At 67.2% G+C, this 13,981-nt stretch carries 9 protein-coding genes; 3 read left to right on the forward strand and 6 right to left on the reverse strand.

Translation table 11 applies throughout. The features are described from left to right. Window positions 1-18: 18 nt before the first annotated feature. Window positions 19-2,406: a glycoside hydrolase family 3 N-terminal domain-containing protein gene (locus tag D2V17_RS17805; protein ID WP_245978791.1), complete on the reverse strand. Its 2,388-nt coding sequence runs from the start codon at window positions 2,404-2,406 to the stop codon at window positions 19-21. A gap of 296 nt (window positions 2,407-2,702) precedes the next feature. Here D2V17_RS17805 and D2V17_RS17810 point away from each other — a divergent pair, with 296 nt between their 5' ends. Continuing rightward, a complete protein-coding gene (locus tag D2V17_RS17810; RefSeq protein ID WP_119594460.1) occupies window positions 2,703-4,799 on the forward strand; it encodes an alpha-glucuronidase in 2,097 nt (698 codons plus the stop codon). A gap of 93 nt (window positions 4,800-4,892) precedes the next feature. Beyond that, window positions 4,893-5,969: a LacI family DNA-binding transcriptional regulator gene (locus tag D2V17_RS17815; protein WP_119594462.1), complete on the forward strand. Its 1,077-nt coding sequence runs from the start codon at window positions 4,893-4,895 to the stop codon at window positions 5,967-5,969. A 139-nt stretch (window positions 5,970-6,108) separates the two neighbouring features. On the opposite strand, the gene D2V17_RS17820 is transcribed toward D2V17_RS17815, so the two are convergent. The 4 genes from D2V17_RS17820 to D2V17_RS17835 all read right to left on the reverse strand — a co-directional run bounded on the left by D2V17_RS17820 (window position 6,109) and on the right by D2V17_RS17835 (window position 10,904). After that, on the reverse strand, window positions 6,109-8,037 hold the full coding sequence (locus tag D2V17_RS17820; RefSeq protein WP_119594464.1) for a sialate O-acetylesterase: 1,929 nt from the start codon (window positions 8,035-8,037) through the stop codon (window positions 6,109-6,111). Then, the gene (locus tag D2V17_RS17825; RefSeq protein WP_245978792.1) at window positions 8,034-8,912 is read right to left on the reverse strand and encodes an SMP-30/gluconolactonase/LRE family protein; all 879 of its coding nucleotides are present in this window, start codon (window positions 8,910-8,912) and stop codon (window positions 8,034-8,036) included. Before D2V17_RS17825 ends, D2V17_RS17820 begins: the two co-directional genes overlap by 4 nt. Next, window positions 8,909-9,694: a D-xylose 1-dehydrogenase gene (xylB, locus tag D2V17_RS17830; protein ID WP_119594468.1), complete on the reverse strand. Its 786-nt coding sequence runs from the start codon at window positions 9,692-9,694 to the stop codon at window positions 8,909-8,911. Before xylB ends, D2V17_RS17825 begins: the two co-directional genes overlap by 4 nt. Before the next feature lie 88 nt (window positions 9,695-9,782). Next, on the reverse strand, window positions 9,783-10,904 hold the full coding sequence (locus D2V17_RS17835) for a fumarylacetoacetate hydrolase family protein (protein WP_119594470.1): 1,122 nt from the start codon (window positions 10,902-10,904) through the stop codon (window positions 9,783-9,785). A 93-nt stretch (window positions 10,905-10,997) separates the two neighbouring features. On the opposite strand from D2V17_RS17835, the gene D2V17_RS17840 reads away from it, so the two are divergent. Next, window positions 10,998-12,650 carry a glycoside hydrolase family 43 protein gene (locus D2V17_RS17840; RefSeq protein WP_119594472.1) on the forward strand — a complete coding sequence of 551 codons (1,653 nt, stop codon included), beginning with the start codon at window positions 10,998-11,000 and terminating at the stop codon, window positions 12,648-12,650. 13 nt (window positions 12,651-12,663) lie between these two features. Here the strand turns inward: D2V17_RS17840 and D2V17_RS17845 are convergent, their stop codons facing one another. Then, window positions 12,664-13,974: a sugar MFS transporter gene (locus D2V17_RS17845; protein ID WP_425453655.1), complete on the reverse strand. Its 1,311-nt coding sequence runs from the start codon at window positions 13,972-13,974 to the stop codon at window positions 12,664-12,666. Between the last annotated feature and the right edge of the window lie 7 nt (window positions 13,975-13,981).

The raw sequence follows: 13,981 nt of genomic DNA on the forward strand, positions 1-13,981 counted from the left end.
CGTGCGTGTGGGAAAGGGTCAGACGACTTCGAAGCGGGCGCTCTGCAAGCGGTCGGAGGCCGGACCTACGTGGACCTCGACCGGCCCCGGCTCGTTCACCTCTTCCATGTCGATATTCCAGAACGCCAGCGCCTCCGGCGTGAGCGTGAAGCGCACTTCGCGGCTTTCGCCCGGTGCCAGCGTGACCCGCTCGAATCCCTTGAGTTCGAGCACCGGCCGCGTCACCGAAACATCGCTGCGCGTGATGTAGAGTTGCACCACCTCGTCGCCCGCCCGCGCGCCGGTGTTGCGCACCGTGCAGCGGACCTCGACCGGCCTGTCGCTGGCCACCCGGCTGGCGGAAAGCTGCGGCGGCGAGATGGCGAAGCTGGTGTAGCTGAGGCCGTGCCCGAAGGCGAACAGCGGGGTCATCTCGTCGAACAAATAGCCGCGCCGGCCGCTTGGCTTGTGGTTGTAGAAGCGCGGCACCTGCCCTGCCGAACGCGCCACCGACACCGGCAACCGCGCGCCGGGATTGATCCGGCCGAGCAGCGCCTCGGCCACGGCGGTGCCGCCCTCCTGCCCCGGATACCAGCATTCGAGCACGGCATCGGCCTTTGCGACCGCATTGGGCCAGCTTGGCGGGCGCCCGTTATAGGCGGCGATAATCAGCGGCTTGCCGAGCGCTGCAAGCGCATCGACCAGCGCATTCTGTTCGCCCACCAGATCGATGTCGATCCGGTCGCCAAGGTGATTGGCGGCAAAGCCTTCGCGGCTGGTCTGCTCGGTGTCGCCGATGGCGAGAATGATCGTGTCGCAGCCGCGCGCGAGGTCCACCGCCTGCTCGATCAGGCGCAGGTTTTCGTCGCGGTCGGCCAGCTCGATCAGGTCGGCGGAGCGGTCTTCGCTGCGGGTAATGAACACGCCCTGCGCGGTGACGAACTCGGCCCCCGGCGCAACCGCGCGCAGGCCCTCGATCAGGCTGATCGCCTGCTTGGGCACGCTCGAATAGCCGCCCAGCCGGGCAATGGCATGGTTCGGCCCGATCACCGCCACCCGGCCCATCGTCGCTTCATCCAGCGGCAGGGCCTGATTGCGATTGGTCAGCAGACACAGGCTTTTGCGCGCGGCTTCCAGCGCCAGAGCCCGGGCAGCGGCATCGCCGGTGATGCGGCGGGCATGGGCGGCATCGCCATAAGGATTCTCGAACAGGCCCGCGCGGAATTTGAAGGCCAGCATCCGCGCACAGGCCCGGTCGATCAGCGCCTCGGGCACCTTGCCCTCGGCCACCTGCCCGGCGAGCGTGGCATAGGCATCGCCTTCGGGCAGTTCGCTGTCGACCCCGGCCAGCAGCGCCAGATGCGCCGCTTCGCCCAGATCGGCAGCCACATGGTGCAGCGTCGCCAATTCGTGGACCCCGCCATAGTCCGACACGATCAGCCCGTCGAAACCCCATTCGCCGCGCAGCACCTCGCCCAGCAGCCAGACATTCGCATGGCTCGGCACGCCGTCGATCTCGTTATAGCTCGGCATCACCGCGCCGATCGACGTCCGCCGCACCACCTCGCGGAAGGGCGGAAAGAAGTTCTCGCGCAGTTCGCGCTCGCTGACCTGCGCTGGGCTGACATTGTTGCCGCCCTCGGGCTGGCCGTGGCCGGTCATATGCTTGAGCGTCGCGAAGACCTTGCCATCGGCCAGCCGTTCGAACTTGCCCGGCCCCTGCAAGCCTTCGACCGCCGCCACGCCAAGCTCGCCGCACAGATAGGGGTCTTCGCCCCAGGTCTCCTCGATCCGGCCCCAGCGCGGATCGCGCGCGATATCGACCACCGGGCTCAGCACCAGCGGCACCCCGCGCGCGCGGGTCTCGGCGGCGATGGTGGACTGAATGCGGCGCATCAGATCGGTGTCGAACGTCCCGGCAAGCGCGATGGCCTGCGGGAACATGGTCGCCTCGGTCGCCATGTAGCCGTGCAGCGATTCCTCGTGCACCAGCACCGGGATGCCGAGCCGCGTATCCTCCAGCGCCCAGCGTTGCAGCGCATTGATGAATGCGACCGTCTGTTCGAGCGTGCGCCAGTTGGCTGCCGTACCCCCGACAGCCCCACCCACGCCGGGCACGCCGCGCCGGTCGCTCGGGCGGGTGAGATGGCCGATGTTGTCGGGAAAGGCGGCACTGGCCTTGGCAGGTGCGAAGTCCAGCCCCTCGCTCATGTCGGCCTTGCCGACCCACACTGCGCGGATCTGGGCGATCTTCTCCGCCAGCGTCATCCGCGCCAGCAGATCGGCGACACGCGCGGCGACAGGCGCCTGCGCATCCTTGTACAGCGGGGCGCGCCCTTGCGCGAAAACGGCAGGTGCCCCGGCCAGCGCCAATGCCGACAGGCTGCCACCACAGGCCAACCGCAGAGCGGCTCTCCGATTCATCATCCGGCAGTCCAACCCTGTTGCGAAACCAATGGGCGCGCGACGTTCCCTCTGAGGGAGAGGACCAGAGGGAAGTCGCGCGCCTCGGCCCCGACCACGGCGGCATCGGCCGTGCCGCGACGGGGGCACAGGTTAATGCGAGGCATCGCCCCGGCAGAGGTGTTGCAGGCGACCCGCTGCACCAAACCACCGGACAGACATATTGGGGAGGAGCCCAAGCCCGCCATCAACCATCCAATCTCCGAGCTGCGCTTGACAGGCAGCGTTCTTATGATAGCGCTACCATGATGGAGAGGATCATGCTTGTCAATCATCAATCTTGGGCCCTGCGGAGTCTCCTCGGTCTTGCGCTGGTCGTCGCGCTGCTGTCGGACGCGCAGGTGCGGGCGGAGGACGGATACGATCTCTGGCTGCGACACGAGCCGGTCGGCGGCGCAGCAGGGTCAGAGCTGAACGGCATCACGGTTGCCGGCCCCGACAGCTTTGCCGATGCGGGGGCCGAGGCGATGGTGTCGGTGGCCCTGGCCGAACTGCGCAGCGGTCTTGCCGAACTGGCTGGCGGCGAGAGCCCGCCCGCCGCGCCGCTGTCGATCCGCCTCTCCTGCACAGACGCCGACATCGCCCGTGGCGGTGCCTTTGCGCTCGATGGTGACAGCACCGGCCTGACCCTGCGTGCGGGCGAGGCGAGTGGCTGCCTCTATGGCGCCTTCGCGCTGCTCCGCCTGCTCGATACGGGCGAACGGCTCACCAAGATACATCACGCAGAGGCCCCCGCCATGCCGCTGCGCCTGCTCAACCACTGGGACAACCCCGATGGCACGGTCGAGCGCGGCTATGCCGGCAGTTCGATTTTCGACTGGTGGCACCTGCCCGACCATCTCGACCGGCGCATGATCGACTATGCCCGCGCCAATGCCAGCGTGGGCATCAACGGCGTGGTGGTGAACAACGTCAACGCCAGCGCCATGATGCTGGAGCCGCGCTATATCGCCCGGCTCGCGCGGCTGGCCGACGCCTGGCGGCCCTATGGCATCCGCGTCTATCTCACCGCCCGCTTTTCCGCCCCGCGCGACATCGGCGGGCTCGACACCGCCGACCCGATCGACCCTGCCGTTGCCCGGTGGTGGCAGAACAAGGCCGACGAGATCTATGCCGCCATTCCCGACTTTGGCGGCTTTCTGGTCAAGGCCAACAGCGAAGGCCAGCCCGGCCCCGGCGACTATGGCCGCACCCATGCCGAGGGCGCGAACATGCTGGCGAGCGCCATCGGCGCGCGCGGCACGGTGTTCTGGCGCGCCTTCGTCTATGCCGCCGAGGACGAGACCGACCGCGCCAGCCAGGCCTATCGCGAGTTCGCCCCGCTCGACGGCGCCTTTGCCGACAACGTGATCGTGCAGGTGAAGAACGGCCCGATCGACTTCCAGCCGCGCGAGCCGTTCCACCCGCTGTTCGGCGCGATGCGCCACACCAGGGTCGCGCTCGAAGCGCAGATTACCAAGGAATATCTCGGCTTTGCCACCCATGTCGCCTACCTTGCGCCGCTGTGGAAGGAGGTGCTCGACGCCGAGACCGGGCATGGTGGCACCGTGGCGAGCAGCATCGCGCCCGCAGGCATGGCCGGGGTCGCCAACATCGGCACAGCGCGCAACTGGAGCGGCAGCCACTTCGATCAGGCCAACTGGTATGCCTTCGGCCGCCTCGCCTGGAACCCGCAGCTTTCCAGCGAAGAGATCGCCCGCGAGTGGCTGATGCAGACCTTCTCGCGCGACCCCGCTTTCGTCAGCGATGTCTCGGCCATGATGCTGAACAGCCGCGAGCTGGTGGTCGACTACATGACCCCGCTCGGCCTTGCGCACCTGATGGCCACCGGACACCACTACGGCCCCGGCCCATGGGTCTGCGACCTTGCCCGCCCCGAGTGGAACCCATGCTACTACCACCGCGCCGACAAGGACGGCATCGGCTTCGACCGGACCGCCAGCGGCACCGATGCGCTGGCCGACTATGCCCCCTCGGTGGCAGCGCAGTGGGCAGAGCCCGAAACCACCGACCCGCGCCTGCTGCTGTGGTTCCACCATGTGCCGTGGGACTGGGCCTTGCCCGATGGCAAGCGCCTGTGGCCGACACTGGTCGAGCATTACGACACCGGGGTCGCAGGCGTGGCCGAGATGCAGGCGATGTGGGCCGCGCAGGCAGGCAAGGTCGACCCGCGCCGCCACGGGGATGTGACCGATTTCCTCGCCATACAGGCAAAGGAAGCACGCTGGTGGCGCGACGCCAGCATCGCCTACTGGCAATCGCTCAATGGCCTGCCCCTGCCTGCAGGCAGTGCCCCGCCCGAGCACGATCTCGCCGATTATCGCGCGCGCGATTTCCCCGAGGCCCCCAGCGATTGAAGCCTTGGTAAAAAACCGAATGTTGCCAATTCACTTGCCCGCTCCGGCCCCGCGCGCCAAGGAACCCGGCAGCACTAGGAAACGGGTAAAACCATGAGCGCGAGCAGACCGAGACGCCGGCAGTCCGGCCAGCCGACCATCAGCGATGTGGCGCGCGAGGCCAACTGCTCACCCATGACCGTCAGCCGCGTCATCAACGACGAGGCGGGCGTGCGCAGCGCCACACGCGAGGCGGTGCTGAAGGCGATCAAGAAGCTCGACTATCGCCCCAACCGCGCCGCGCGCAGCCTCGCGGCGGGCGAACAACAGCGGATCGCACTGCTCTACGACAACCCCTCGACCGCCTATCTGGCCGAGTTCCTGATGGGCGCGCTGGAAGAGGCCAACCGCAGCGGCTTGCAGGTGGTGGTGCAATCGGTGGCGGATACCGACGGCGAAACCGGGCGCGATATCATTTCGCGCCTGATTTCCAGCGGCTTTCGCGGCTTCATCCTTCCGCCGCCGCTGTCGGACGATCAGTCGATCCTCGATCTCATCCTCGACCATGGCGCGATCGCCATCGCGGTGGGGCCGGGTGCGGCGAGCGGCAACGGCGCCTCGGTGCTGATCGACGAGTTTCAGGCCGCCTACGACATGACCAGCCACATCATCGGCCTCGGCCACCGCCGGATCGGGTTCATTGTCGGCAACCCGCAGCAGGTCGCCTCGTCGCTGCGGCTCGACGGCTTTCGCAAGGCGATGGAAGACGCCGGGCTCGAAATCGACGACCGGCTGGTCGCCCAAGGCCGGTTTACCTATCGTTCGGGCATGGATGCAGCGGAGAAGCTGCTGTCGGTCGACCCCCGCCCCACGGCCATTTTCGCGTCGAACGACGACATGGCCGCAGCGACCGTCGCCATGGCCCATCGCCGCCATCTTGAGGTGCCGACCGACCTCACCGTCTGCGGCTTCGACGACACCGATCTGGCCCGCTCGGTCTGGCCCGAGCTGACCACGATCCGCCAGCCGATCCGCGAGATGACGGCTTGGGCGGTGCGCACCGCAGCGACGATGCTGCGCGGCAAGCGCGGGGCGAGCAGCGCCAGCACCGAAGCGCATATCATGCCCTACGAACTGGTGCGCCGCGACAGCGACACCGCGCCGAGCCTGTTGCAGCGACGGCCCGGTTAAAGCGGGATGACACTGCATTGACTCGCAAAGCCCTTCCCCTTGGGGAAGGGTTGGGATGGGGGTTCCAGGCCAGCGTCGAGCCCCCACCCCCAGCCCCTCCCCAGGGGGAGGGGAGCAGGTTGATCAGGGTATCTGGCGCTTACTCCACCGCCAGTTCAAAGCCCGGAATGGCGATCTTGCGCCCATCGTGGACATTGACCACCGGCGCATCGGCCCATGCATGGCGCACCCGCGTTACCTGCTGGCCGCCGACCGGCAGATAGACGCTATCGCCTTCGGCCCGGCCCGGCGCATAGACGCAGCTATCCTCGCTCGCAGCGCACAGCTCGAAGCCGAGCGCGGCCCCGCTCCAGCTGGTGAGGCCGCCTTCTACGCCGGAGAAGCGCACCGCCACCTCGGCAGGCTTGTCGGCACTCGCGGGCACGATCCGCGCCGAGACCGGCATCGGCAGCGGCGATCCCGCCGCCGCCAGGGCCAGCCGCTCACCCAGCAGCACCTTGTTGGCAGGATGGATGTCGCTCCATTCGCCCAGATCGATGGCCGTCACCAGCGCGGCGTTGTCGTCAGCGACCGCCATCTCGCGCTCGATCTCGCGCAGGTCGGCCCAGCTGCTCGGGCCGGGCTCGGAGGTCGGCTCGCCATAGCCCGCCAGTTGCACCACCAGCATCTGCAATTGCGAGCCGAACTGGCGCCGCCAGCCTGCCGCCAGTTCGCGCAGGCGGTCGTCATAGCCGGCCTGCCCCGTGTCGCTCTCACCCTGATACCAGGCCGCGCCCTTCAGCGAGAGCGCACCCAGCGGCGCGATCATCCGGTTGTGCATCACCCCGATGCCCGCGTTCGCATCCCACGGCGCGCGCGGGGGCATTTCGGTGACGGGGCTGGTCGCATAGGACCAGCCTTCGGCCAGCGACAGCCGCTGCCCCCCGGTCACGGTGAACGAGAGCCGGTCTGCCGAACTCTGCATCCCGGCCTGATCCCAGCTGTTCGAGGCGGCGAAGACCAGTTCGTTGGTGCCGGCCTTCAGGTAACTGGCAGGGACGGCATATTCGCGCTCCCATTCCCAGCCGTGATTGAAGCCGAGCGGCTTGCCGTTGATCCAGGTGGCATCGAGATCGTCGATAATGCCGATATTGACCGTGCCGCCCGCCGCTGCCTGCTCGGGGGTCAGCTCGATGGTGCGGCGGAACCAGACATTGCCGATTGCCGCGGGCGCGCCTTCGCCCCAACTCGTCCACGGTGCGATCCGGGGCACGGGGTTCCAGTCGAGGCTGTCCGGCTCGGCCCATGGCTTCGAGCCGCCCGCAGCAGCGGCGTACCAGTCCTGCCAGCGCGACGCGAAGGCGGCGGCGGCGGCGACCGGATCGGCGGCGAAATCGGTCAGCATCGCCATGTCGGCCTCGCCATAGAGCGCCTTGCCGGATTCCGGCGTCAGCCAGGCGCGGATCTGCGAACCGCCCCAGCTGGCATGGATCGCCCCCACCGGCACGTCGTGCGAGGCCCGCAAGGCGCGCAGCATGTAATAGCAGGCGGCGGAGAACCTGCCGGTGGTCTCAGGGGAGGCGGCCTGCCATGGCACCGGACCATCGAAGTCGCGCGCAGGCACGGCAGCAGTCGCCAGCGGCACGGTCAGCATCCGCAGCAACGGATCGTTGCTGGTGCGGATGTTGTTGCCGCCGTTCAGCCCTGCCGAAACGGTGAAGGCCATGTTCGACTGGCCCGAACAGAGATAGACATCGCCCGTCACCAGCCCGCCCACGGTGGTCGCCCCATCGGCATCGGTGACTTCCAGCTCGATCGGATCGGCGCTGGCCGGGCGCGCGGGGAAACTGAGCACGAAGGCCCCCGAGCCATCGGCGCTGGTGCTGGCGCGGTCGGTGCCGAGCACGCCGGTGATGCGGGCATTCGGCTCGGAATAGCCCTGCACCTGCACGACCATGTCGCGCTGGATCACCGCACCCTCGCCCCACACCGGAGCAAGGCTCGGTTTGGCGAAAGCGGGGGCCCCAGCGCCGAGAAATGCGGTGGCGGCGAGCGGGGCGAGCAGCCAGCGGCTCCGCCGCGCGCTCATGCCAGCTTCACCAGGGCCTGCGCGAAACCCGCAACCGGCGCTTCGAACGACAGCAGATGGCCCGCCACCGGCCAGTCGTCCCGCTCTTCGGGAGCGAGGTTCTTCGTGGCGGTTGTGACGAACGCAGTTGTCATATCCTCTCCTCCGAATGCCATCTTGGTAATATCGCGCACGGGCATGGCCCAGAAATCGAGCAGCCGCCCGTCAGGATCGAACCGGGCGATGCCGCCGCCGTTATAGAGCCCGCTCCACAGGCAGCCTTCGCTGTCGACCACCGGCCCATCGGGATAGGCGTGGGGAAACAGCGCGCCGACATCGACGAAGGGCCGCACGTCACCCAGCCCCGAGGGACCAAGCTCGGCCACCGTGATGGTCTGGGCCAGCGTATTGGTGAAGTAGATCCGGTCGCCAGCCGGGCTCACCGCCGGGCCGTTGGTGATGGTAATTCCCGCCGGGCCCATTGCGCGCACTTCGCCCCGGTCGAACAGATAGAACCGGCCCGACGCAGCACTCTCGCCATCGTCCATCGAACCGAACCACACGCGGCCCCACGGATCGGTGCAGGCATCATTGAGTCGATTGTGCGACGGTTCTTCCGGCAAACGGGTCAGCAATTCGAAGCTGCGGCTGGCCGGATCGAAGGTGTACAGCCCGTCGGCCAGTCCGCACAGCAGCAACCCGCCTTCGGCAGGCAGCGCCCAGCCGATCTGACCCGGCGCTTCGGCATGCCAGTGCTCACCACTGGCCGGATCGCAGTGCCAGAGCTGGTGTCGCTTGATATCGACGAACCACAGGGCCGCGCGCGTATGGTCCCAAACCACGCCCTCGCCGAGCAGAGCCCCGGTTTCGAGCAAGACCTCGACGGGCGGCGTCATCTCCATCCGGCGTCGACCCAATAGTTATGCGCAGTGCAGAAGCGCGCGTCGTCCGAGGCGAGGAACAGCGCCATGGCGGCAATATCGCGCGGCTGGAGGCGGCCGTTCAGGCACTGCTGCGCCATGATCTCGGCCTCGCCTTCGGGGGTGTACCACTGCATCTGGCGCGGGGTCTGCACATTGCCGGGGACGATGGTGTTGACCCGGATATTGTCGCGCCCCAGCTCGCGCGCGAGGCTGCGGGTGAGCCCTTCGATCGCAGCCTTGGCGGTCTGGTAAAGCGTGAGATCGTCCAGACCCAGATGCCAGCTGATCGAACCGAGGTTGATGATGCTGCCCCCGCCCGCCGCGCGCATTGTCGGAACCACGGCCTTGGCGGCGAAGAACTGGTGCTTGAGGTTCACCGCCATCCGCTCGTCCCAGTATTCGGACGTGATTTCGCCGACCTTGTGGCGATCATCGTTGGCGGCATTGTTGACGAGCACGTCGCACCCGTCCAGCCGCTCGATCAGAGTGGCGATCCTGGCGCCGTAGTCGGTCACATCGGTGATATCGCAAGGCATGAAGATCGGCGGTGTGGCGGCATCGCTCAGCCGCTCGACCAGCGCCTCGCTCGGCTTCTCCTGCAAATCGACGAAGGCGACCGCTGCGCCTTGTCTGACGAAGCCCTCCACAATGCCTGCCCCAATGCCCGATCCGCCGCCACTGACGATCACCTTGCGGCCTGTCAGCGAGGGATAGATTGCGCCCGATCCCGTTGCGGCGCGCTCGCCTGAACTCATCTGGACGTCTTCTCCTCTATCTGTTTGCCCGCCGTGAAGGCGGCCTGCTGACATCAATGCCGGTGCCTCAAGGCTTGCCTGCACCACGTCAGATTTTCTCGATCAGGCCGCGCCCGGCCAGATTGCGGACGAACTCGCCGATCCCCATCGTCCAGGCCGGAGCGTCGCGCGAGGTGGTCACCTCGTTCACCAGCCGCCCCAGCCGGGGCGAGGAAATCGTGACCTTGTCGCCGATCTTGTGCGTAAAGCCCGCCCCCGGCGCATCGCGATCCTGCACCGGCGCGAACAGCGTGCCGCAGAACAGCACAAAACCATCGGGATAGTGATGCTCGGACAGACACTGCGCCACCAGATCGAGCGGGTCGCGGCTGATCTGGCGCATGTCGTTGCTGCCTTCGAGGACATAGCCCTCAGGCCCGTCGATCCTCAGATCGACAATCGCGCTGCGCACATCGTCGATGCCGAAAGTGGCGTCGAACAGGCGGATGAACGGGCCGATCGAACACGAGGCCGTGTTGTCCTTCGCCTTCGACAGCAGCAGCGCGCTGCGGCCTTCGAAATCGCGCAGGTTCACATCGTTGCCAAGCGTGGCGCCGACCACTGCGCCCGCGCTGTCGCACACCAGCACCACTTCGGGTTCGGGGTTGTTCCAGCTCGAATCCGAACGCACTCCGATCAGCGCGCCCGCGCCGACGGTGGAAAGCACCGGCGATTTCGAGAAAATCTCCGCATCCGGTCCGATCGCAACTTCCAGATACTGCGACCACATCGCCTGCCCGATCAACAGTTCCTTGAGGCGCATGGCCTCGTCGCTGCCGGGCACCACTTCGCGAATCGCGCCGACCTGATCTTCGAGCATGGCGCGAATTTCCGCCGCCTTGGCCGAATCGCCGCGCGCCCGCTCCTCGATCACCCGCTCGATAGCGGAGATCGCGAAGGTCACGCCGCTCGCCTTGATCGCCTGCAGGTCGACCGGCGACAGCAGCGTCCAGCCCTGCGGCAAGCCTCCACTCACCGGGCCGAGCGCCACGCCGCCCGCGAATTCCCGCCGCGCAACCGCGCCAGACACGGTTGCGCACTGTTCGGTCAGATCGAACAGCTCGCCGTCACGAATGGTGATAACCACTGGTCCCTCGGGCGACAAAGCGCGTCCGATAAAGGTTCCCTGCCGGTAATCTTCCGGCAACATGCATTCCAGATTTTCGGCCATTGCCGTTGCTCTTGCCCTCGCCCTTGATAGCGCTACCATACGCAGCCACAGGCGGTACGGCAAGTGCTGCATCACATCTTGGGAGAATTTCACATGCTTGAAAGATCGAAGGCCCTTTTGCTGGCGATGACCGCTCTGATCGCGGCCCCCGCCGCCGCCGGGCCAACCGCGTCCTTCGACTTCGTCGCCTATGAGGGAGAGGCGAAGCCGAGCGATGGGCAGACCTATGCCAACCCGATCCTGCCCGGTTTTCACCCCGATCCCTCGATCGTGAAGGTGGGCGCGGATTTCTATCTCGTCACCTCGACCTTCGGCTGGTTTCCGGGTCTGCCGGTGTTTCACAGCCGCGATCTCGTGAACTGGGAGCAGATCGGCAATGCCATCGACCGCCCCGGCATGGTCGACCTGTCGCGCGTCTCGCTGACCGGCGACGGCCTCTATGCCCCGGCGATCACCTGGCACGATGGCACCTTTTACCTCCTCAACACCTGCGTGCGCTGCGACGGCAACTTCCTGATCACCGCGACCGTCCCGGCCGGGCCGTGGTCCGACCCGGTGCCGCTCGATTTCGACGGGATCGACCCCTCGCTGTTCGTGGATGAGGACGGGCGCGGCTGGATCACCTACAACGACGCTCCCGAAGGCGAGCCGCGCTACGACGGCCACCGCGCGATCTGGATCCGGCAGTTCGACCTCCAGACGCTCAAGCTGGTCGGCGAGCCGCAGGTGCTGGTGGACGGCGGGGTGGACCCTGCCGCCAACCCGGTCTGGGCCGAGGGGCCGCATATCTACAAGGTCGATGGCTGGTATTACCTGCTGGCGGCCGAGGGCGGCACGGCCGACCAGCATTCGCAGACCATCTATCGCAGCCGCACGATCACCGGGCCCTATGCCCCCGGTCCGATCAACCCGATCCTGACCCAGCGCGACCTGCCGCGCGACCGGCCCGACCGCGTCGAGGCGACCGGGCATGCCGATTTCGTCCAGCTTGACGACGGCAGCTGGTGGGGCGTGTTCCTCGGCACCCGCCCGTTCGCGGATCAGGATACGCTGATGGGCCGCGAGACCTTCCTCCTGCCCGTGACCTGGCGCGATGGCTGGCCGCTGTTCCTCGATCATGGCGAGGCCGTGCCACTGACGGCAGGGCGCCCCGCGCTGGCACCCGCCCCCACGCCCGATACATCGAGCTGGCGCGATGAGTTCACTTCGGCGCGGCTGGGGCCGCAGTGGTTGCGGATGCGTGGCAATGCCCCGGTGCAGAATGTCTCGCTGAGCGATGGCGCGCTGCACCTCGTTGCCGGGCCGCAAGCCATCTCGCAGAAGGCGATGCCCGCCTTCGTCGGCCAGCGGCTGCAACAGCATCGGGCGAGCATGACCACTACGCTCAGTTTCGCGCCGCAAAAGGAGGGGGACTTCGCCGGGCTGGCGGCTGTCGCCAGCGAGGAGGCCTTCGCGTCGTTCGGGCTGCTGGGCACCGCCGAAGGGCCGGTCCTCGCGGTGCTCCGCCGCGATGGGGAGAACGCCCCGGTCAACGGCACGGTGGTGACCAGCACGCCCTGGCGCGGCGACGCGGCCGATCTGCGGATCGAGATCGACCGCGACAAGGCGCGCTTCAGCTACCGCACCGGCTCTCGCGGAGGCTGGCAGGTGCTGGCCGACGGGGTGGACATCGGCCAGCTCGCCTCGGTGCGCACCAACCTGTTCACCGGGCTGGTGCTCGGCCCCTACGCCTATTCGGCGCAATAAAAGGCCGCCCCGGTCACTCGGTCGGGGCGCCCATCACCACGGGCTTCGATCCCCACAGCGCATAGTAGATGATATAAATCTCGCAGGCGACGGTCAGCCAGAAGCTGTTCTGCAAACCGTAGGCGTCTGCGAGCCACCCCTGAACGACCACCAGCGCGCCGCCCGCAATGGCGGTGATCAGCAGGCCCGAGGCCTCCTCGGTCAGCGGACCCAGCCCCTTGATGCCCATGGCAAAGATGGCGGGGAACATGATCGAATGGCCCAGCCCCACCAGAATGAGGCACCACATGGCGATGGGGCCATGCAGGGTGGCCGCGCCAATCATCACCACCAGCGCGAACAGGGCAAAGCAGGCCAAAGTCTTGTCGGCAGGGAAGCGGCGCATCAGGAAGGCCCCGCCGAACCGTCCGACCATCATTCCGCCCCACAGCAGCACCAGATAATTTGCCGCCCGCGCCGGCGTGATCCCGGCGATGTCGGGCAGAATCACGAAGTTGATGAACAGGTTGGCGACGCCGATTTCGGCGATCAGGTAGATGAAGATCGCCGGTACGCCGAGCACGAGGTTGCGGTGCCGCCACAGCGAGTGGTTCTTGCGCTCCTCCTTGGCCACCCGGCTGGTCGCCGAGCCCATGGCCGGAAGGTTCGAACGCCAGATCACCGCCGCGAGGATCACCAGCACCACCGCCACCAGAATATAGGGAAGCTGCGTCGCCTGCGCATCGGCCAGCCGCTCGGCCTCGGTCAGCACCGTGCCTTCGAGCGAGGTCCCGCCCATGGTGCGGCTGAGGATCAGGTAGCCGCCAAAATAGGGCGCGAAGAACGTACCCATCGAATTGAACGCCTGCACCAGCGTGAGGCGCGATTCGGAGCTTTCGGCAGGACCGATCACCGCCACATAGGGGTTGGCCGCGACCTGCAACAGCGTAATCCCGCTCGCCACCACGAACAGCGCGAACAGCGTAACACCGTAAGAGGGAAGCCGCGCGGCGGGCACCATCAGCAGCGCGCCCACGGCCATCACCGACAGCCCGATGATGATCGCCTTCTTGTAGCCGGTTCGCTCGATCACGAAGGCGCTCGGCATGCCCATCAGGCCATAGGCGATGAACCAGACGCTCTCGATCAGCGTGGTCTGGGTATAGCTCAGCTCGAACACGCTGCGCAGATGCGGCAGCAGCGTGTTGTTGATGACGGTGATGAACCCCCACATGAAAAACAGCGAAGCGAGCAGCGCCAGCGCCGGTCGGTAGTTGAACGGCGCCCTCCCCTCATCCGGCCCCTCAGTCGGCACGGCCACATGGCCCGACGGCATTTGCGCCATAATTTGA

This window comes from Aurantiacibacter xanthus, assembly GCF_003584015.1.
Lineage (GTDB): Bacteria > Pseudomonadota > Alphaproteobacteria > Sphingomonadales > Sphingomonadaceae > Alteraurantiacibacter > Alteraurantiacibacter xanthus.